Annotated in this window: 17 protein-coding genes; 3 read left to right on the top strand and 14 right to left on the bottom strand. The window is 57.6% G+C overall.

Translation table 11 applies throughout. The features are described 5' to 3' along the window. Positions 1-59 precede the first annotated feature (59 nt). A complete protein-coding gene (locus DYE40_RS03940) occupies positions 60-1064 on the top strand; it encodes a quinone-dependent dihydroorotate dehydrogenase (protein ID WP_115307825.1) in 1005 nt (334 codons plus the stop codon). Between the two features lie 83 nt (positions 1065-1147). On the opposite strand, the gene DYE40_RS03935 is transcribed toward DYE40_RS03940, so the two are convergent. From DYE40_RS03935 to recJ, 10 genes are all read right to left on the bottom strand, one after another. Beyond that, complete coding sequence (locus DYE40_RS03935; RefSeq protein WP_115307824.1) at positions 1148-2314, bottom strand: restriction endonuclease subunit S; 1167 nt, start codon at positions 2312-2314, stop codon at positions 1148-1150. 17 nt (positions 2315-2331) lie between these two features. Next, positions 2332-4380 carry an HsdM family class I SAM-dependent methyltransferase gene (locus DYE40_RS03930; RefSeq protein ID WP_115307823.1) on the bottom strand — a complete coding sequence of 683 codons (2049 nt, stop codon included), beginning with the start codon at positions 4378-4380 and terminating at the stop codon, positions 2332-2334. Between the two features lie 90 nt (positions 4381-4470). Continuing rightward, complete coding sequence (locus tag DYE40_RS03925; RefSeq protein WP_115307822.1) at positions 4471-6738, bottom strand: Tex family protein; 2268 nt, start codon at positions 6736-6738, stop codon at positions 4471-4473. Positions 6739-6823: 85 nt separating this feature from the next. Beyond that, the gene (gene gyrB / locus DYE40_RS03920) at positions 6824-9214 is read right to left on the bottom strand and encodes a DNA topoisomerase (ATP-hydrolyzing) subunit B (RefSeq protein ID WP_115307821.1); all 2391 of its coding nucleotides are present in this window, start codon (positions 9212-9214) and stop codon (positions 6824-6826) included. A gap of 186 nt (positions 9215-9400) precedes the next feature. Continuing rightward, positions 9401-9946: a hypothetical protein gene (locus tag DYE40_RS03915; protein ID WP_115307820.1), complete on the bottom strand. Its 546-nt coding sequence runs from the start codon at positions 9944-9946 to the stop codon at positions 9401-9403. 171 nt (positions 9947-10117) lie between these two features. Next, positions 10118-10693, bottom strand: coding sequence for a TMEM165/GDT1 family protein (locus tag DYE40_RS03910; protein ID WP_115307819.1), 576 nt, complete (start codon positions 10691-10693; stop codon positions 10118-10120). A gap of 517 nt (positions 10694-11210) precedes the next feature. Next, positions 11211-12011, bottom strand: coding sequence for a dioxygenase family protein (locus tag DYE40_RS03905; protein ID WP_172461203.1), 801 nt, complete (start codon positions 12009-12011; stop codon positions 11211-11213). A 181-nt stretch (positions 12012-12192) separates the two neighbouring features. Further along, positions 12193-12624 (bottom strand): hypothetical protein, encoded by a 432-nt coding sequence (locus tag DYE40_RS03900; RefSeq protein WP_115307817.1) that lies wholly within the window; start codon positions 12622-12624, stop codon positions 12193-12195. Positions 12625-12643: 19 nt separating this feature from the next. After that, positions 12644-13027: a hypothetical protein gene (locus DYE40_RS03895; protein WP_147286571.1), complete on the bottom strand. Its 384-nt coding sequence runs from the start codon at positions 13025-13027 to the stop codon at positions 12644-12646. Positions 13028-13274: 247 nt separating this feature from the next. Further along, complete coding sequence (gene recJ, locus DYE40_RS03890; RefSeq protein WP_115308277.1) at positions 13275-14978, bottom strand: single-stranded-DNA-specific exonuclease RecJ; 1704 nt, start codon at positions 14976-14978, stop codon at positions 13275-13277. Between the two features lie 188 nt (positions 14979-15166). Between recJ and DYE40_RS03885 the strand changes: the two genes are divergently transcribed. Together DYE40_RS03885 and DYE40_RS03880 are read left to right on the top strand one after the other, a co-directional pair. Further along, complete coding sequence (locus DYE40_RS03885; protein WP_115307815.1) at positions 15167-15502, top strand: hypothetical protein; 336 nt, start codon at positions 15167-15169, stop codon at positions 15500-15502. An 830-nt stretch (positions 15503-16332) separates the two neighbouring features. Then, entirely contained in the window at positions 16333-16881 is a 549-nt protein-coding gene (locus DYE40_RS03880; protein WP_115307814.1) for a gamma carbonic anhydrase family protein, read from the top strand. A gap of 448 nt (positions 16882-17329) precedes the next feature. Here DYE40_RS03880 and rsfS read toward each other — a convergent pair whose 3' ends face one another. The 4 genes from rsfS to minD all read right to left on the bottom strand — a co-directional run bounded on the left by rsfS (position 17330) and on the right by minD (position 19814). Then, complete coding sequence (rsfS, locus tag DYE40_RS03875) at positions 17330-17719, bottom strand: ribosome silencing factor (RefSeq protein WP_115307813.1); 390 nt, start codon at positions 17717-17719, stop codon at positions 17330-17332. An 87-nt stretch (positions 17720-17806) separates the two neighbouring features. Continuing rightward, positions 17807-18727, bottom strand: coding sequence for a hydrogen peroxide-inducible genes activator (locus DYE40_RS03870; protein WP_115307812.1), 921 nt, complete (start codon positions 18725-18727; stop codon positions 17807-17809). A gap of 3 nt (positions 18728-18730) precedes the next feature. Further along, a complete protein-coding gene (minE, locus tag DYE40_RS03865) occupies positions 18731-19000 on the bottom strand; it encodes a cell division topological specificity factor MinE (RefSeq protein ID WP_115307811.1) in 270 nt (89 codons plus the stop codon). Position 19001: 1 nt separating this feature from the next. Continuing rightward, positions 19002-19814, bottom strand: a complete 813-nt coding sequence (gene minD / locus DYE40_RS03860) for a septum site-determining protein MinD (RefSeq protein ID WP_115307810.1) — start codon at positions 19812-19814, stop codon at positions 19002-19004. Positions 19815-19837 lie beyond the last annotated feature (23 nt).

Below are 19837 nucleotides of genomic sequence, written 5' to 3'. Positions count from 1 at the left end.
AGCGGGCGGATTTCAGGTAGAATCCGCCCGTTTTTTCCCTTTTCAGACGGCCTCAAACCATGTACTCCCTGCTCCGCCCCATCGTCTTCCACCTCGACCCCGAAAAAGCCCACCATCTCGCCCTCTCCGCCCTCAAAACCGCCGCCTGCTGCGGCATCCTGCCCGCCGTAGAGAGCCACACCCGCCCCACGCAGCTCATGGGACTGACCCTGCCCAACCCCATAGGCCTCGCCGCCGGCCTCGACAAAAACGGCGAATACATCGACGCGCTCGCCGCACTCGGCTTCGGCTTCATCGAAGTCGGCACCGTAACCCCCCTGCCCCAAAGCGGCAACCCGCAGCCCCGCCTCTTCCGCATCCCCGAACACCGCGCCATCATCAACCGCATGGGCTTCAACAACCACGGCATCGACGCACTGATCCAAAACATCCGCAACAGCCGCTTCCAAGGCATCTTGGGCATCAACATCGGCAAAAACGCCGTTACCCCCATCGAAAACGCCGCCGCCGATTATCTGACCTGCCTGGAAAAAGCCTATCCCCACGCAGGCTACATCACCGTCAACATCTCCTCGCCCAACACCAAAAACCTGCGCGCCCTGCAAGAAGGCGGCGAACTCACCGCCCTGCTGGCCGCCCTAAAAGACAAACAGGCGCACCTGGCCGCCGCCTGCGGCAAATACGTCCCCCTCGCCGTCAAAATCGCCCCCGACCTGGACGAAGCCCAAATCGAAAGCATCACCCGCACCGTCTGCCAAACGGAAATGGACGGCATCATCGCCACCAACACCACCACCGACAAAACCGCCCTCGGCAGCCACCCCCTGGCCGACGAAGCCGGCGGCCTCTCGGGCGAACCCGTACGCGAAAAAAGCAACCGCGTCCTGCACCTGCTGACGCAGCACCTCGACGGCAAAATCCCCGTCATCGGCGCAGGCGGCATCATGGGCGGCGCAGACGCGGCGGAAAAACTGCGCCTGGGCGCAACCGCCGTCCAGCTTTACAGCGGCATGGTTTACAGCGGCCCCGAACTCGTGCGCGAATGCATCGAAGCCTGCCGCTGACTTTCCCGCGTCCGAAAACAATAAAGGCCGTCTGAAAACGCACCATGCGCTTTCAGACGGCCTGATTTCCTTTTCAGACGGCCTTAACAGGCAGGGCTGTCTGAATTGTTTTTACCGATGACCGATTGGGTAGCGGCGATTTTGCGGTCGGCGTATTGCACCACGTCTTTGATGACCGTTTTTTGTATGGCGGAAAGCAGGGTTTGCATATAAGAGTAGTCTGGGTTTGTTGTATTCTCACCAGTAACAGGTAGAAAAACAACATCACTTTGAATTTTTGTTTTGCTAATACTGTCGCCCCACGAATATTTATTTTCCAAACTTTTTTCTAAACAAGAAATCAGGCAGAAATATTGAAGCCTGTTTAGTTGGCTTTCTCCTTTGAAATACAAACATAAATTATGACTATCATTGGAAAAGAAATCTTTTGGCTGATAAGTTACAACAAATGTTTTCCCACCGATAAAAATACAATTTCCTTTCTCCAGCAGGCTGTCATCATAAGAAATATAAGCACTAACAGCATTATTTTCACGACCTGCCGAAAGATACGGCACACTACCACTGCCATCTGTAATATCTCTTGCTAAGATATTAGCGGTATTTTTTACATGAAATAACTCAACAACTTTAAACGGTGCAAACGCTACTTCCCCGCGTTCCAATTTTGCCAATGCCTGCGCTTCGGCTTCGCTCAGCGTATAGTCTTTCAGCCCTGCGGCTGAAAGATAGGCTTCCAGCTCGGCGGAACGCCGGGCTTCCAGCTCGGCTACGAATTTTTCCATAAAGTCAAGGTTTAAATGGCCATTTTTTACTGGTACGGGGATAACAGTATTTTTTAGGGCAATTTTGGTTGCCTTACATTGATAATTGAATTTTTGGCAGATACTCTTTTCTATCGTGGCCGCAAGATAAAGCGCATTTCTTTTATTCAGCCAATCGGCTTGAAGCACACTAGTTGCACCATGTCCATCTTTCAAATAAAACGGGGTTTCAACATAAACAATATTCTGATTGTTTGAGTGAATCAAAAGCGTGGGTCTAGCTGATGAATTATTCAATACTTCTGCACTCAAACGGTTAAAACTTATAATTCCATTATCTTTAACTGCTTGACCATAAAACGGGTAAAGCTCTGAGTTTTCATCATGTAATATATCAAGATGTAAAGGATTAATTTCAGCAATTCCGTTTTGCCATTCCAAAATATCTTCAATTCTAAACTCTCCCCACTCGACCGAGTCCAACATTTCGGTCAAGCGGGCATCTACTTTTTTAGTTTGTCGTCCGTATTTTCAGACTGCCTTAATAATTGCGCTACTTCCCAAGCCAGATAATCGCTGACAGTTTTCTGAAAATCAGCAAGGGTGGGTTTGGTGTCAATCGGTGCGCTTTGATTCCAGTCTGCACCGCTGTCGGGGTTAATCGTGCCTTCGTAATATTCTTTTTCACTAAAAATGCTGAGTTTTCTTTTGCCAAACCGCACTAAATTAACCAACTCTTCATAGCGTCCGCGTGCGTTATCCGTATCTTTTAAATTGCTGCTGGCTTTTTTGCGGTTGGTACGGGTATAGCCGTCGTTGGAGAAATCAATAAATTTGACGGTTTCGTCTTTTTCGTGTTTTTCGCCGACTTTAAACACATAAATATTGGTTTGTACGCTGGATTTGCCTATAAACAAATCTATCGGCATTTTGATGCTGGCAATCAGCGTATTCCTTTTTAAAATTTCGCGGTTAATCTCTTTTGCCCTGCCTGTGCCTGCGGAGTTTTGGATAATTACGGCGGCGTAGCCTTTGTTCATCATATTCAAGGCTTTTTCTACAAATACCATTCCGTTGCCTGCCTGCGAATACGGCGGATTGAGAATAAAGGCATCGGCGGGAAACAGTTCGTGGGTTTTGCCGAAACCGTATTTGCCGTCGAAATCGGCGAGCGAGTCTTTGTTTAAGATATTGGCGCTGCCATCGCCCATTAGAATCATGTTGAGAATGGCGAGCATATATACGCTGGAAAGCAGCTCCAAGCCCAATAGTTGCTCGGCTTTGATTTTCGCTTCTTTTATCAGCAGTTCTTCGGGTGAGGTAATGCTGTTTTTGGCATCAATCAGCATTTCGTTCATGGCGGCAACGAGCAAGCCCGCCGAGCCGGTGGCAAAATCCCATACATAGCTGTCTTTGTTTACCCGCGCCAGTTTGGCAAGCAAGGTGGCGACATAGGCGGGGGTTAAAACCACATCGTTTAATTTGTCTTGGGTAAAGCCCAGCCATGAATACATTTCGTTAAAGAGCTTGCCGGTAAAATCGGTAGTTAGCCCGATTTTGTAATAAATGCCCAAATCGTCCACGATTTTACCGAATACGCGTTTGAGCTGGCTTTCGCCGTTTTGCACTTTGTTGATATTGTCGGTTAACAGGGTGTTGGACAATGTGCGGACGATAAGGTCTTTTTTCTGCGGCGGCAGGTTTTTTTCCTGTAAAAAGGCTTCGATGTGGCGGATTAAAATATCGCCGTCGCGGTTGCCCTGCATGGTGCTTGATTTCAAATCGGCTTTTTCCAGCGGCGGCACTTTTCCCGCTATGCCGATGGTGGCAATAATCGAGGCGGCAACGAGATAGACGCGGTCGTTTTCGCCAAGGCCTTTTTCGTTTTGGTAAATATCGTTATTGAGCTGCTTCAGGCTGACATCGATTTCCTGCTCACGTTTTGCCTTGATTTTATCCAGCTCTTCGGGGCTGAGCGCAAGCGCTTTCACCTGCTCGACAAATGCTTCAAAATGCTCGGCCGCCAAAAAGGACAAATCACTGAATTCGCCGATTTTCTGCCCCGCACCCAGATTGCTTTTGGCAACATGGTACACGCCGATTTGCGGGATAATTTCTCCTGTGTTTTCGTCTTTATGGCCTGTTACTCCGATGGCGATAATGTCGGTATAGGCGGTGTGGTGCAAAAGTGCGTTGGCATAATGCACTGCGCCGTTCACTGCATAACCGTTGATGTTTTTAAAAATCGGCTCGTTTTTGTTGTTGCGGTTTTCGACTGTGCCGTCTTTATCCAGCTTGACCAGCTTGTCTTTATGGCCTTTGTATTCAATCAGCACAGGATAATCCTGTCCGCTCTTGCTGCTGCGCAATAACAATTTAGCATCGGGGCGGTTTGCGCCTGTACCGCCGTTTTTGGAAAAATATTCTTGCAGCGCCTTGTCTATTTCTTCGTTTAAATGTTCTTGTTCCAGTTTGTAAGCCAATTTGTGGGATTTCAGCCAGCCGTTGGCAAGGTCGGCAATATTGGGTTCGATAGATTGGGGTTTTGCCATGATTATTCTCTTCCACTGAATAAGATTACTTGGATAAGCAGCCTGAAAAATAGGATTTGGTTTTTCAGGCTGGCTTTTGCCGCTACCCGTTTACCGCTTCAGCTTGGCAAACGCATCCGCCATGGCGCTGTTGGCGGGTTTGTCGTTTGCTTTGCCGTTTTTCAGGCTGCTTGGACGTTTGTTTTCAGACGGCCTGCCGCTGCGGTTGGACTGTGTGCCCGCTTCGTCGTCAAGGCGCATGGTTAAGGCAATGCGTTTGCGGGCGGCATCGATTTCCAGCACTTTGACTTTCACCACGTCGCCTGCTTTGACGATTTCACGCGGGTCTTGTACGTATTTGTTGGCGAGTGCCGAGATGTGTACCAGCCCGTCTTGGTGTACGCCGATATCCACGAATGCGCCGAAGTTGGCGACGTTGGAGACCACGCCTTCCAGTATCATGCCGACCTGCAAGTCGCTGATTTCGTTGATTCCTTCGGCAAAGGTAGCGGTTTGGAATTCGCCACGCGGGTCGCGGCCGGGTTTTTCCAGTTCGCTTAAGATGTCCATGATGGTGGGCAGGCCGAATTGGGCGGTGGTATAGGCGGCGGGTTTGATGGCGCGGATTTTGTCGCGGTTGCCGATGAGTTCGGCGGCTTGGATGCCGAGATCGGCGAGCATTTTGCCGACCACGGGGTAGGCTTCGGGATGCACGGCGCTGGCATCAAGCGGTTCTTTGCCGCCGTTGATGCGCAGGAATCCTGCCGCTTGTTCGTAGGTTTTTTCGCCGAGGCGCGGCACTTTCAGCAGTTTTTTGCGGTTATCAAACGCGCCGTTTTCGTCGCGGTAGGCGACGATGTTTTGTGCCAAGGTGTTGTTGAGGCCGGAGATGCGGGCGAGTAGCGGCGCGGAGGCGGTGTTTACGTCCACGCCGACGGCGTTTACGCAGTCTTCAACGACGGCATCGAGTGTTTTGGCGAGTTGCGACTGGTTTACGTCGTGTTGGTATTGGCCGACGCCGATGGATTTGGGGTCGATTTTTACCAGTTCGGCCAGCGGGTCTTGCAGGCGGCGGGCGATGGAGACGGCGCCGCGCAGCGATACGTCGAGTTCGGGGAATTCTTTGGCGGCGAGTTCGGAGGCGGAGTAAACGGATGCGCCCGCCTCGGAGACGACGATTTTGTGCAGCCCCGCTTCGGGCAGCGCTTTGATGAGTTCGCCCGCCAGTTTGTCGGTTTCGCGGCTGGCGGTGCCGTTGCCGATGGCGATCAGTTTGATGCGGTGTTTTTTGACCAACGCCGCCAGCGCGGCTAGGGCGTTGTTTTCTTGGTGGAGGTAGACGACGGCGGTGTCTATCAGTTTGCCGGTGTCGTCCACCACGGCGGTTTTGATGCCGGTGCGGTAGCCGGGGTCGAGGCCGAGGGTGGTCAGCCGTCCGGCGGGGGCGGCGAGCAGCAGGTCTTTGAGGTTGCGGGCAAAGACGGTTATCGCGTCGTTGTCGGCGTTTTCTTTCAGACGGCCTAATGCTTCGAGTTCGAGCGAGAGGAAGATTTTTGCCCGCCACGCAAGGCGCACGGTGTCGCGCAGCCAGCGCTGCTCGCCGATGTGGAAATGGGCGGCGATGGTTTTTTCGTAGGCACTTTGTTCGGTGAGCGGGGTTTCGTCGGGCTGGTATTTGAGGGCGACGGTGAGTACGCCTTCGTTGCGGCCGCGCAGCACCGCCAAGGCGCGGTGGCTGGGCATGCTGCGGACGGGTTCGCGGTGGTCGAAGTAGTCTTTGTATTTTTCGCCGTCGTTTTCTTTGCCTTCGATAAGTTGGGCGTGGATTTCCGCTTCTGCCCACAGTTTTTCGCGCAAGCGGCCGATGAGTTCGGCGGCTTCGGCGAATTGTTCCATCAGGATGGCGCGTGCGCCGTCAAGTGCGGCTTTGGCATCTGGGATGTTTTCGTTGAGGTAGGCGGCGGCTGCGCTTTCGGGGTCGGCGGGTTGTTCTTGTAATAAGGTGTCGGCGAGCGGCTGTAATCCGTGTTCGCGGGCGATTTGTGCTTTGGTGCGGCGCTTGGGTTTGTAGGGGAGATAGAGGTCTTCGAGCGCGGTTTTGTTGTCGGCGGCTTCGATGGCGGCGGCGAGGTCGGGGGTGAGTTTGTCTTGTTCTTCGATGCTTTTCAGCACGGTGGCTTTGCGCTCTTGCAGTTCGCGCAGGTATTGCAGGCGTTCGGCCAGGGTGCGCAGTTGGCCGTCGTCCAGCCCGCCGGTGGCTTCTTTGCGGTAGCGGGCGATGAAGGGGACGGTGGCGCCGTCGTCCAAGAGGTCAACGGCGGCTTGGATTTGTGCGGGGGCGGCGGCGAGTTCGGCGGCGATTTTGTCGGTGATGTTCATATTGGGACGGGTGTTTGAAAAAGGCGGGATGATAACAGAGGCCGTCTGAAAACGGTTTTCAGACGGCCTCTTGGGGCTTGCTGCCTTATGCGTCGATATTCTGGGCGATTAGGGCATTGTTTTCGATGAAGGCGCGGCGCGGTTCGACTTCGTCGCCCATGAGGGTTACGAATACTTCGTCGGCGGCGATGGCGTCTTCGATGCGCACTTTGAGCAGGCGGCGCACGGCGGGATCCATGGTGGTTTCCCAAAGCTGCTCGGGGTTCATCTCGCCCAGGCCTTTGTAGCGTTGGATGGAAAGGCCTTTTTGTGCGGTTTGCAGCAGGATTTCGAGTGCGTCTTCAAAGCTGTCGATGTCGTACTCGTTGTCGCCTTTGTAGAGTTTGGCATCTGCACCGATGAGGCCGTCGAGCGCGGCGGCGGTTTGGGTGATGGTTTGGTAGGCTTTGCTGTTGAGAAACTTGGGCTCGATGTAGCTGACCATCACGTTGCCGTGCAGCCGGCGGGTGATTTTGATGTAGCGTCCGCCTTCGCTGCCTTCGACGCGCTCGAGGGCGACTTCTTTTTCGTTAAGCAGGGCGGAGAGTCCGGCTACGGCTTTGTCGGTGCTTTCGGCTGTGCCCAAATCGACGGGCGCGGCGTGCAGCATGGCTTTTAACACCAATTCGTCAATCACGCGGCTTTCTTGTTCGATGACGCTTTTGGCAAGCAAAAATTGTTTGGCGGCGGCGGCGAGTGCTTCGCCTTCGAGGGTGCGGCCGTCTGAAACGATTTTGGCTTTGTCGAGTGCCAGGCCGAGCAGCCATTGGTCTTTTTCAAATTCGTCTTTGAGATAACGCTCCTGTTTGCCGTATTTGGCTTTGTACAGGGGCGGCTGGGCGATGTAGATGTAGCCGCGTTCGACCAGTTCGGGCATTTGGCGGTAGAAGAAGGTGAGCAGCAGGGTGCGGATGTGTGCGCCGTCTACGTCGGCATCGGTCATGATGATGATGCGGTGGTAGCGCAGTTTTTCGGGATTGAATTCTTCTTTGCCGATGCCTGCGCCCAGCGCGGTAATCAGGGTGGCGACTTCCTGGCTGGCGAGCATTTTTTCAAAACGGGCTTTTTCTACGTTGAGAATCTTGCCTTTCAGGGGCAGGATGGCTTGGAATTTTCGGTCGCGCCCTTGTTTGGCCGAACCGCCGGCGGAGTCGCCCTCGACGAGGTAAAGTTCGGATAAGGCGGGATCTTTTTCCTGACAGTCGGCCAGTTTGCCGGGCAGGCCGAGGCCGTCCATCACGCCTTTGCGGCGGGTGATTTCGCGCGCTTTGCGGGCGGCTTCGCGCGCGCGGGCGGCATCGACGATTTTGCCGGTGATGATTTTGGCTTCATTCGGATTTTCTTCGAGAAAATCGGTGAGTGCGCTGCTGATGACTTCGTTGACGATGGGGCCGATTTCGCCGGATACCAGCTTGTCTTTGGTTTGCGAGGAGAATTTTGGGTCGGGCAGTTTGACGGACAGTACGCAGGTGAGGCCTTCGCGCATGTCGTCGCCGGCGGTTTCGACTTTGGCTTTTTTGGCCACTTCGTTGGCTTCGATGTAGCTGTTGAGCGTGCGTGTCATCACTTGGCGCAGGGCGGTGAGGTGGGTGCCGCCGTCGCGCTGGGGGATGTTGTTGGTAAAGCATTGCACGCTTTCCTGATAGCTGTCGTTCCACTGCATGGCGCATTCGACGCTCATGCCGTCTTTTTCGCCGAAGGTGTAGAAGATTTTTTCGTGCAGCGGTGTTTTTTTGCGGTTCATGTATTGCACGAAACCGGCCACGCCGCCGGAGAGGGCGAAACTTTCGTGCTTGCCGTCGCGCTCGTCGGTTAATTCGATGTCTACGCCGTTGTTGAGGAAGGAGAGTTCGCGGATGCGTTTGGCGAGGATGTCGAAACTGTATTCGATGTTGCCGAAGGTTTCTTCGCTGGCGAGAAAGCGTACGGTGGTGCCTTTGCCGTCTGAATCGCCGACGACTTTGAGCGGCTCGGCTGCGTCGCCGCGTATGAATTTGACGAAATGCTCTTTGCCGTCGCGGCAAATCGTGAGCGTAACCCAGTCGGACAGTGCGTTGACTACGGATACGCCCACGCCGTGCAGGCCGCCGGAGATTTTGTAGCTGTTGTTGTCGAATTTGCCGCCCGCGTGCAATACGGTCATGATGACTTCGGCGGCGGAGCGGCCTTCTTTGGGGTGGATGCCGGTGGGCATGCCGCGCCCGTTGTCGGCCACGCTTACCGAGTTGTCGGCGTGGATGGTTACGTTGATTTTGTCGCAGTGTCCGGCCAGTGCTTCATCGATGGCGTTGTCGAGTACTTCGAACACCATGTGGTGCAGGCCGCTGCCGTCTTGTGTGTCGCCGATATACATACCGGGGCGTTTGCGTACCGCTTCCAAGCCTTCGAGCACCTGGATGCTGTCGGCGCCGTATTCTTCGTGTTTTTGCTCTGCCATAGTCTTTCTTACTGTTGTGTTGCCGCGGCCGTCTGAAACCGTGTGGGAAACGGCTCCGCAGGCGGCGCAAAGGTGCGGATTATACCTGATTTTGCTGGATTATTCAGCGTTTGCGGATAGGAAAGAGGCCGTCTGAAAACCGCTTTCCCGGCTTTCGGACGGCCTCGCCGCGTCCGCGCGGCGGCATCAGAATTTTTTCAGCTCGCGCTCGATGGCGCGGATATTGGCCTCGCGGTCGGCCACGGCGCGTTGCAGCGGCGCGGCGTTGCCGCCCTGTTTCAAAGCCTGTTCGAGCCGGTCTCTGGTGCGCACCAGCGCGGCGCGTTCGCTGCTGATTTCCTTTTGCAGGATTTGGTCGCGCGTGAGCTTGGGCTTCACGGCGGCATAGATGGGGGCGGCGGCGCGGACGGGGGCTTTGGCGGGCGCGGAAGTTTTCGCTGCGGCGGGCGGCGGGCTGTTGCGCAGTTTGACCGTCATTTTCGGCGCGGCTTCGGCGGTAGTTTGCGCGGCGGGGCGCAGGACGGAGAGGTCGTCGAAAAACGCATCCTCCCAGATGTCGGCCTTATCGGCCTTGCCGGCGGATTCGGTGCGTTTTTGCGACTCGCGGCAGGAGGGATCGGTTTTTTCGCTGGAATAGACGGTGTCCTCGCCGCTGCCGCAAACGTAGGCGGCCTGCACGGGTGCGGAAAGAAAAACGAGGGCGGTAAAAACAGGGAGGTAAAACAGTTTCATAGCTGCGTTGCGTGATGGTGTTGCCGTAAAAGCCGCCGATTATAGCGGCACAAGCGTTAGGGGGTGTTTGCGGAATGTTGGCGAAACGGATTTTTGCGTAAAAGCGGCCCGGCGGCCGTCTGAAAATCCGTTTCCCGTTGGCAGGCGGGCGGTTTTCAGACGGCCTGTACGCTATCCGAACGCTATTCCGCCGCCCGCCAGCGTCAGCACGCCCAGCAGGCAAAACAGCAGGCAGGCGGCGAGGCGCACGGCGCGGGCGGGGATTTTCGTCAGGATTTTGCCGCCCCAGTAGGCGGCGGGCAGGTTGGCCGCCATCATGCCGAAGGTGCTGCCTGCCGTTACCCACAGCCAATCGTGATAGCGTGCCGCCAGCAGCACTGTGGCAATCTGCGTTTTGTCGCCGATTTCGGCCAGAAAAAACAGCACTGCGGTGGCGGCAAACGCGCCGTAGCGCAGATAGCGTGCGTTGCCGCCGCCGCCGTCTTTGTCGGGCAGCAGCAGCCACAGGCCGACGGCGACGAAGCTGAGGCCGACCGCCCATTTTACCGCTGCGGGCGGAACGTGGGCGGCGAGCCATACGCCGAAAAAGGCGGAAAAGAGATGGTTGAGCAGGGTGGCGGCGAGAATGCCGGCGGCAACGGCGTTGCGGTTGGCAAAGCGTGCGGCGAGAAACAGGGTGAGAAGCTGGGTTTTGTCGCCGATTTCGGCCACAAATACGCCCAGCAGCGAGGCGGAGAAAGCATCCATAAAACCAATCCGAACCGTGCGGCAAACAAAAAAGACACACCGCCCGCCTCGCACGGAACGACCGGTATGCCTTTAAGTCTTGCCTGTCTCCCCGTTTGGCAAACGGTTGCGGAGCTGTCTGAACCACGCGCGCAACGGCGGCGATTGTGTTGGCACAGACTCCGGCGGCTGCTGAAAGCCGCGCGGACGGCTACTCCCCCAAGGGCGGGCGCGATTATAGCGGCAAAGGCCGCGCGGGGCAAAAGGCCGTCTGAAAACCCCGTTTTCAGACGGCCTTTTGCTTGTGCCGCTGTGTGTGGTGTGCCGTTTGCGGCGCACGCGGATTTTTTCTTGCGGAAACACGCAGTTTCGTTGCAGGCTCGGGACGCGTGCGCCGCTTGGGCGGCACACCCTACGGAAGATTCGGCGGCGGACAGCTTCGCAGGTTTGATGTAGGAATGCGGTCTGTGGAAACTGCAAATGCCGAGGCCGTCTGAAAACGGGTTTCAGACGGCCTTTCCCGCGTTTGCGGGCGGCATTACAGAAAGCCGATAACGAAGGAGGTCATGGATACGGATTTGCCGACGGTTTCGTCGTTGAAAAACTCCACCGGCTCTTTTTCGCCGACGGTGGCGAGCGGGTAGAGCATGGGGTAGAAATTCTGGCGCAGATGCAGTGCCTGGCGCACGGCGACGGGATAATGGGCTTCGTCGAGCAGGCGGTCGAGGCGGCGGGCGGCAACCCATTTGTTGATCAGTTCGCGGGCAAGATCGGCCCAGGCGTAGGCGTTGCCGGTGCTGTCGGGATTCTGCCAGTCGTGCAGCGGGAGGTTGGAAACGGTGTTGCCGGTGGCGGCGATGAGGATGCCTTCTTTGCGCAGCGGGGCGAGGCGGGCGGCGAGGTCGTAGTGCCCCTGCGCGTCGAGGCGGCGGTCGAGGCTGAGTTGGACGACGGGGACGGATGCGTCGGGAATGAGGTGTTTGAACACCGCCCACACGCCGTGGTCGAGGCCGCGCTCCGGGTCGGGCGTAACGGTGTCCGCGCCGAGCAGGGCGCAAACGCGCGCTGCGGTGTCGGGGCTGCCGGCGGCGGGGTATGCCACTTGGGAAAGTTCGGGCGGAAAGCCGGAAAACCCGTGCAGGGTGGGCGGGTTGGGGGAGGCGGTTATGCGGGTGCCTTCGGTCGTCCAGTTGGGGGAAACGCACAGCACGGCTTCGATTTCGCCGTCGTATTCGTCGAGAATCTCGCTGCCGATATTGCGCCATTCTTCGGTATGCGCGGTGCTGCGTACGGCGTTGAGCGGGCTGCCGTTGCCGACAAACAGTACGGGCAGTTTCATGGGCGTTCTCCAGGCGGGATTCAGGGCGGCATGATAGGGGCTGCGGACGGGCGGCGCAATATCGCGGCGCAACTATCTTGGAACAAAATAAAAAATCTGCGTCCCTGCCGTGCTTTGCCGTATCGGCACTGCCTGCCGGCCTGTATCTTTCGTTCCACTTTCGGGCTGGCGCGGCTTTGTGTCAGTCTTTGGCGAGCAGCCAGATTCCTGCCAGCGTGAGGGCGATGCCTGCCAGCTTCTGCCAGGAAAAGGCTTCTTTAAACAGCAGCAGGCCGGCGGGTGTCAGCAGCAGCGCGGCGGCGCCGTTCACGGCCACGCCCGACCATTGCGCCGATCCGCCGCTGCGGTAGGCCATTAAAAAACCGAGTTCGATCATAACGGTGCCCAGCGACACCAGCCACACGCGCGGATCGGACAGGGCGGGAACGAGGCCGTCTGAAAACCTTACCGTGCCGAAAAAGGGGGCGGCGGCAAGGGAAAGGGTCAGGGCGAAGGCGTAGCAGGCGGCAAGCAGCAGCATGGGGTTGCCGCCGGCGTGCAGGGATTTCTGGCCGATGTGGTAGCAGCAGTTGCCCAGCGCGGCGAGGAGCAGGAAGAGGAGTGTCGGTTTCACGGTTGGTTTTTCAGACGGCCTAAATACACAGGAATTTGCCGTTGGCGGCGGCATCGGTGTCGTTGAAATGCGCCCGCCAGACGATGCGGCCGTTTTCGCGCTGCGGAACGAGCAAAACGCTTTGGCCGTAGCGCGGGGTATGCAGGAGCAGCCAGCCGTCGCGGCTGACGGCGGCAACGGCGGGATAGCTGCGGCGGATGCCGTCCGCAGCGGCGGATGTTTGGCCGCGCGCTTCGAGTTCGGCGGCTATGCGTTCCTGCAAGGGGCGCAGGCGGGCGGTTTCGATGGAAATTTCGGCGCGGCGGCGGTAGTCGGAATAGTTGGCGGACAGCACGGCGAGGGCGGCGGCGGTGCTGAGGCTGCCGAGCAGGAAAAACAGCAGGTATTTGGCTTTGGCAGGCATGTTTGCTCCTTTGGGCCGGATGAGGCCGTCTGAAAAGCGTTTTTTGTTTCCGGCTGCGGCCAAACCGCTTTTCAGACGGCCTCTGCCGCCATGCCGGTATGCGGTATGCCGTCTTCAAAAAGTCGGCGGATACGGCGCGGAAACCGCAGGATTCGTAGGATTTCCGCAGACGGCTTTGGCCTGCGCGGGCAGGGCCGGGCCGGAAAAGCGGCGGGCGACGCATTCGGGGGCAAAAGACGCCAGGCCGTTATGCCGCTTCCCAATAGTCGATATAAAGCTGCAATTCCAGATTGTTGCGCCATTCGTTGGCGACGGGGCGGTACACGGTGCGCACGTATTCGGGGATGTCTTCGCTGCAACGCCAGAACATGGCTTCAAATTCTTGGCCGTCTTTTTGCAGCCAGGCTTTTTTGTGTTTGCCCTCTGCGCCTAAGTTTTGCTGGCGCACGACGCGGAAGCAGTCGGTGAAGCTGGGCGGGGCGAAGCCCTGTCCCCACACGCTGCGGGCGAGGTTTTGCGCCTGCTCGAGCGTGATGTCGCGGGCGGGCAGGCTGCCGTCGGTGATAAAGGTTTGCGACAAATCTTCTTCGCGCACCATTTCGCGCACGGCTGCTTCAAAGGCCGTCTGAAAAACGGGGATGTTGCTCTCGTGTATGCTCAAACCGGCCGCCATGGCGTGTCCGCCGAATTTCAAAATCAAATCGGGGTGGCGTTTGGATACCAAATCGAGTGCGTCGCGCAGGTGCAGGTTGGGAATGGAGCGGCCGGAGCCGCGCACTTCGCCGTTGTCGGCCGGGGCGAACACGATGGCCGGGCGGTAAAAACGGTCTTTCAGCCGGCTGGCAACGATGCCGACTACGCCTTGATGGAAGTCGTCGCGGTAGGCGACAAGGGTGGTTTGGCCGGCGGGCAGGCTGTCGGGAAAGGCGTTGAGCGCGTCTTGCAGCATGGATTGCTCGATTTCGCGCCGCTCGATGTTCAAGTCGTTGAGCTGGGCGGCGAGGGTTTGCGCTTCGCCGTCGCTTTGTGCGAGCAGGCAGGCGATGCCCACCGACATGTCGTCGAGCCGTCCGGCGGCGTTGATGCGCGGCCCGAGCGCAAAGCCCATGTCGAAGGGCTGGGCTTTTTTCCAGTCGCGCCGTGCGATGTCAAACAGGGCGCGGATGCCGGGACGCATTTTGCCCGAACGCATGCGTTTCAAACCTTGCGAAACCAAAATGCGGTTGTTGTGATCGAGCGGGACGACGTCGGCCACTGTACCGAGTGCCACCAAATCCAAAAGTTCGGCCAGATTCGGCTCTTTGAGGCCGTCTGAAAAATATCCGCGCCGCCGCAATTCGGCGCGCAAGGCCGTCAGTACGTAAAAAATCACGCCCACGCCGGCCAGGCTTTTGCTGGCAAAGCCGCAGCCGCGCTGGTTGGGATTCACAATAATGCAGTCGGGCACTTCGTCGGCGGGCAGGTGGTGGTCGGTAACAATCACGTCCAGCCCCAAGGCCTGCGCCCGCGCTACGCCTGCGATGCTGGCGATGCCGTTGTCCACCGTTACCAAAAGGTTTACGCCCTGTGCGGCGGCGATGCCGGCCAATTCGGGCGTGAGGCCGTAGCCGTGTTCGAAGCGGTTGGGCACGAGAAAATCCACCGCTGCGCCCATCGCGCCCAAACCGGCCATGCCTACGGAACAGGCGGTTGCGCCGTCGGCATCGTAGTCGGCGACAATCAGGATTTTTTCTTTTTTCTGAACCGCGTCGGCCAGGCGGGCGGCGGCGGCTTCGCAGTTGGTGAGTGTTTGGTATGGCAACAGCGCGGCGAGTTTGTCGTCCAACTCTGCGGGCGAAACCACGCCGCGCGAGGCGCACAGGCGGGCGGTAAGCGGGTCGGCACCGGATTGGATGAGGGTTTGGCAGACGGTGTGGTCAACAGGGCGGGTTTGGATTTTGATTCGGGGCATGGAAAACGAAAACGGCGCAAAAAACGCGCAATTATAGGCTTTCAGACGGCCCCGTGCCATGCCGGCACCGATATACTGTAACTGTTACACTATAATAATACATTTAAAAACATAAACTTATGCTTGCATTCGCCGCAAATGCGCCTATAATGGCCGCCATCGCAACCCCGTTTTGAAAGGACAGAAAAATGAGCAACTGCAAAGCCCACGAAAACCACACCCACGTTCACGGCGCAGGCTGCGGCCACACCGCAGTCAACCACAACGGCCACACCGACTATCTGCACGACGGCCATCTGCACCACGAACACAACGGCCACTACGACGAACACGTCATCGAAGTGAGCGAAACCAACGCCGACGGCTGCAACCCCGTAGACACCTGCGGCAGCCACGTCCACGGCGCAGGCTGCGGCCACGAAGCCGTGCCGCACGGCGACCACATCGACTACCTCGTAAACGGCCGCCTGCACCACGTCCACAACGGCCACTGCGACGACCACGGCCCTCTGGAAACCCTGTAAAGCGTCTGCGCATAGCAAAAGAGGCCGTCTGAAAACCTGCAACTGGTTTTCAGACGGCCTCTTTTTTGAGAACGAACCAAATAAGAAACATCCGTCCCGCTGCATAACTGGCAGGGCGTGCAGCAGCCACGCACACGGATTCCGTCTGCCGCAAAGTCCGCAGATTCCTTGCGGCGTTTCCTGACAACGCAAAGAACGCGTGCGCCGCTTCGGCGGCACACCCTACGGCAGATTCGATACAAACATAATGAAAACTGGTGTTGTTTTTTCAGACGGCCTCTGCGCTTAAGGTAGGGTGTGCCGCCGAAGCGGCGCACGCGTTCCGTCCCACAAACGGCAGGCCGTCTGAAAACGGATTTTCAGACGGCCTCTGTTCCTACACCTGAGGGATTGGATTTCGGTTATTCCGATTTGTACAGCGGCCTCTATTCCCTCTCCCGCGCGGGCGCAGGGGAAGGAGCGTGTTTGCGGCGGACTCTTCGGTTTTCAGACGGCCTTTTCCGTTTGCCCTGCCGCATCCCGCGTAGGGTGTGTCGCCAAGGCGACGCACGCGTTCCCTACTGCAACGAAAAGCCGTGTAATCTCCGCAACCGCGTGCGTGGCAGAGCCACACACCCTACCAAACGGCAGAGGCCGTCTGAAAACTGTAAACGCCATTTCGGACTAGCCGAATCCGTGTTTTTAACTTCGTTGGAGCTGCGCTTTCAGACGGCCTTTGTTCCCTCTTCCGTTTGCAGGGGAGGGAGCGGGTTTACGGCGGATTTTTCGAGTTTCAGACGGCCTATTGCTACAATGCCCGCCCTGCCTCCCGTTTTTACAAGGAAACCGATATGGACAACATCCGCCCCTTCCGCCACCATCTGCCGCAGCTTGGCGCAAACGTCTACACCGATCCCGCCGCCGTGCTTATCGGGCGGGTGGAATTGGGCGACGGCGTGTCGGTGTGGCCGTTTGCCGTGCTGCGCGGCGATGTGAACTTTATCCGCGTGGGCGCGCGCAGCAATATTCAGGACGGCTGCGTGCTGCACGTGTCGGGCGCGTCCGCCGCCAAGCCTGAGGGATCGCCGCTGGTGCTGGGCGAAGACGTTACCGTCGGCCACCGCGCGGTGCTGCACGGCTGCACCATCGGCAGCCGCGTGCTGGTCGGCATGGGCGCGACGGTGCTGGATGATGCGGTGGTCGAAGACGATGTGATTATCGGCGCGGGCAGCTTGGTGCCGCCGCGCAAGCGTCTGCCAAGCGGCTTCCTGTACACGGGTTCGCCCGCCAAAGCGGCGCGGGAACTGACGGCGGCGGAAAAGGCGTTTCTGCGGCAGTCGGCGGCGAATTATCTGGCAACGGCGCAGGCGTATTTGGCGGCGGGGAGTGAGGCCGTCTGAAAAACTGGTTTCAGACGGCCTGCTGCCTGTACCGTTGTAGCAGGTGTGCCGTTTGCGACGCACGCGGATTTTGTTTTTTGGCAACACGCGGTTTCCTTGCGGCATTTCGCTATGCACAAAGAACGCGTGCGCCGCTTGGGCGGCATACCCTGCTTTGGGTTTGCCATAAAGAGGCCGTCTGAAAACTGTTTTACGGTTTTCAGACGGCCTCTTTTGTTGATAACGAAGCAAATAAGAAACATCTGTCCCGCTGCATAACAGGTAGGGTGTGTCGCTTGCCACGCACGCGGTTTCTGTTTTTGGCAACACACGGTTTCCTTGCGGCATTATGCACAAAGGGCGCGTGCGCCGCTTGGGCGGCATACCCTGCTTTGGGTTTGCCATAAGCAGGAGAAACAACAGGCCGTCTGAAAACGGCTTTTCAGACGGCCTGTTGTTTGCGGCGGGGTCAGTTGTCGGCGGCGTGCCAGGGCTTGGCCGCACCCTGATGGAATTCGGGTTTTTCGCCGCCCCAGAGGGTGTCGATGTCGTAGAAGTCGCGCACGGCCGGCTGCATGACGTGGACGACGAGGTCGCCCGCATCCACCAGCGTCCATTCGCCGCTGTCGCCTTCGGTGCTGAGGATTTCAAAGCCGGCTTCTTTGAGGCTGACGGCCACGTTGTTGGCCAGGGCTTTTACCTGGCGGGTGCTGTCGCCGCTGGCAATAATCATGCGGGCGAACAGGGAAGTTTTGTCCTGGGTGGAGAGGACGGATATGTCTTTGCCTTTGATGTCTTCGAGGGCTTCGACGGCCACGTCGGTCATGCGGGCGAGGTCTTGCTGTTCTTGTTCGGTCATGTGTTTTTCCTGTGTATGGAGGCCGCCCGCCCGTGCGGAAACGGCGTTTGTGGAAACGGAAACGGCCGTTCGGACGGCCTTTCCGGTTTACTGTTCGGCAAAGGTTACGCCGGCAAGCTGCGAGCCGATGATGGCGCGGCGGATGGCGGACAGGGCTTTGGGACGGACGAAGTTGCGCCGGCAGGCCAGGACGACGCGGCGCACGGGGGCTTCGCCGGCAAAGGGGATGATGCTGAACAGCAGGTGGTCGTTTTCGGTGAGGGCGGTGGCGGGCATGACGCTGATGCCCAGGCCGCTGGCAACCATGTGGCGGATGGTGTTGATGGAGCTGCCCTGCAAGGTGCTGGCCAGGCCGTTGATTTTCTGTCTGGCGGCCAGTTCGCTGCAATTGTCGAGAACGTTGTCGCGCATACAGTTGCCTTCGGTCAGCAGGAGGACGTTTTCCTGCGTCAGCTCGCTTTGGGTAACGGCATCGAGTTCCTCGAATTTGTGGCCTTTGGGAACAATCACGAAGAAGGGTTCGCTGTACAGCGGGCTGCTGACTATGCCCGCTTCGCGGTAGGGCTCGGCCACCACGATGGCATCCAAATCGCCGCGTTTGAGGGCTTCGGTCAGGGCGTGGGTGTAGTTTTCTTCAAGCATGAGCGGCATACCGGGAGCGATGTCGCGCAGCGAGAGGATGAGCTTGGGCAGCAGATAGGGGGCGACGGTAAAGATGAGGCCGAGCCTGAATGTGCCGGAAAGTTCGTTCTTGCCTTCGTCGGCCAGGCGGAAAATCATGTCGGCTTCGTTCAGTACGCGGCGCGCCTGGGTAATGATGCGCTCGCCCGTGTCGGTAACGATGACTTCGCTGCTGCTGCGGTCAAACAGGGGGACAGCCAGTTCTTCTTCCAGCTTTTTGATGGCGATGGAGAGGGTGGGCTGGCTGACGCTGCACCGCTGGGCTGCGCGGCCGAAGTGCTTTTCTTGAGCCACGGCCACGATGTAGCGCAGTTCGGTAAGGGTCATGGCTTATGCCTTTTTCGGTTGGTCGGGCAGGACGATGTTGAGTTCCAACACGTCCAGCCCGTCTTGTTTTTCCTGCGAGATGCGGATGTCGTCAAGCGAAACGTTTACGTATTTGGACAGCACTTCCAACAGCTCTTTGCGCAGGGTGGGCAGATAGTCCGGGGCGTTGCTCGCACCCTGCGCCCGCTCTTGGGCAATAATAATCTGCAAACGGTCGCGGGCCACTTCGGCGGATTTGGGCTTTTTGCCGAACAGTAAATCAATCAGCGACATGTCAACCTCCGAACAGCTTTTGGAAGAAGCCTTTTTTCTCGGCATTGAGAAAACGCATTTCGCGGTTTTCGCCCAACAGGCGGGCAACTACGTCCTGATAGGCGGCGGCGGCCACCGCGTCTTCCTGATGGATGACGGGTTCGCCCGCATTGGAGGCCTGCAAGACGTTTTGCGATTCGGGAATCACGCCGATAAGCGGGATGCGCAGAATGTCTTTGATGTCGTCCACCGAGAGCATTTCGCCTTTTTCGACACGCTCGGGCGAATAGCGGGTGATGAGCAGGTGTTCTTTCACTTTGCCGCCCTGTTCGGCCTGGCGCGATTTGCTCTGCAAAATGCCCAAAATGCGGTCGGAGTCGCGCACGCTGGATACTTCGGGATTGGTGGTAACGATGGCTTCGTCGGCAAAGTAAAGTGCCATCAGCGCACCAGTTTCGATGCCGGCGGGAGAATCGCAGATGACAAATTCGAAGCCCATTTCGCCTGTGAGGGTGTTGAGGACTTTTTCCACGCCCTCGCGGGTAAGCGCGTCTTTGTCGCGGGTTTGCGAGGCAGGCAGGATGTAGAGCTTGTCGCAGTGTTTGTCTTTGATCAGTGCCTGGTTGAGCGTGGCTTCGCCCTGGATGACATTGATGAGGTCGTACACGACGCGGCGTTCGCAGCCCATGATGAGGTCGAGGTTGCGCAGGCCGACATCAAAATCGATAACGGCGGTTTTGCGGCCGCGCAGGGCGAGGCCGGTTGCGATGCTGGCGGAGGTGGTGGTTTTGCCCACGCCGCCTTTGCCGGAAGTTACTACGATGATTTTTGCCACAGTTTTTCCTTCTTGTGTCGGAG

It is taken from the genome of Kingella potus (assembly GCF_900451175.1).
Lineage (GTDB): Bacteria > Pseudomonadota > Gammaproteobacteria > Burkholderiales > Neisseriaceae > Neisseria > Neisseria potus.
The sequence above is the reverse complement of the archived record's forward strand: the minus strand, read 5'-3'. Positions and strand labels throughout refer to the sequence as shown.

Coding starts and splice junctions, on each gene's coding strand:
- DYE40_RS03905 (WP_172461203.1), bottom strand. CDS start 12,011: ATGAAACTGCCCGTACTGTTTGTCGGCAACGGCAGCCCGCTCAACGCC.
- DYE40_RS03885 (WP_115307815.1), top strand. CDS start 15,167: ATGAGCAACTGCAAAGCCCACGAAAACCACACCCACGTTCACGGCGCA.
- DYE40_RS03935 (WP_115307824.1), bottom strand. CDS start 2,314: ATGTTGGACTCGGTCGAGTGGGGAGAGTTTAGAATTGAAGATATTTTG.
- recJ (WP_115308277.1), bottom strand. CDS start 14,978: ATGCCCCGAATCAAAATCCAAACCCGCCCTGTTGACCACACCGTCTGC.
- DYE40_RS03940 (WP_115307825.1), top strand. CDS start 60: ATGTACTCCCTGCTCCGCCCCATCGTCTTCCACCTCGACCCCGAAAAA.
- DYE40_RS03870 (WP_115307812.1), bottom strand. CDS start 18,727: ATGACCCTTACCGAACTGCGCTACATCGTGGCCGTGGCTCAAGAAAAG.
- rsfS (WP_115307813.1), bottom strand. CDS start 17,719: ATGACCGAACAAGAACAGCAAGACCTCGCCCGCATGACCGACGTGGCC.
- DYE40_RS03925 (WP_115307822.1), bottom strand. CDS start 6,738: ATGAACATCACCGACAAAATCGCCGCCGAACTCGCCGCCGCCCCCGCA.
- DYE40_RS03880 (WP_115307814.1), top strand. CDS start 16,333: ATGGACAACATCCGCCCCTTCCGCCACCATCTGCCGCAGCTTGGCGCA.
- DYE40_RS03930 (WP_115307823.1), bottom strand. CDS start 4,380: ATGGCAAAACCCCAATCTATCGAACCCAATATTGCCGACCTTGCCAAC.
- gyrB (WP_115307821.1), bottom strand. CDS start 9,214: ATGGCAGAGCAAAAACACGAAGAATACGGCGCCGACAGCATCCAGGTG.
- minE (WP_115307811.1), bottom strand. CDS start 19,000: ATGTCGCTGATTGATTTACTGTTCGGCAAAAAGCCCAAATCCGCCGAA.
- DYE40_RS03910 (WP_115307819.1), bottom strand. CDS start 10,693: ATGGATGCTTTCTCCGCCTCGCTGCTGGGCGTATTTGTGGCCGAAATC.
- DYE40_RS03915 (WP_115307820.1), bottom strand. CDS start 9,946: ATGAAACTGTTTTACCTCCCTGTTTTTACCGCCCTCGTTTTTCTTTCC.
- DYE40_RS03895 (WP_147286571.1), bottom strand. CDS start 13,027: ATGCCTGCCAAAGCCAAATACCTGCTGTTTTTCCTGCTCGGCAGCCTC.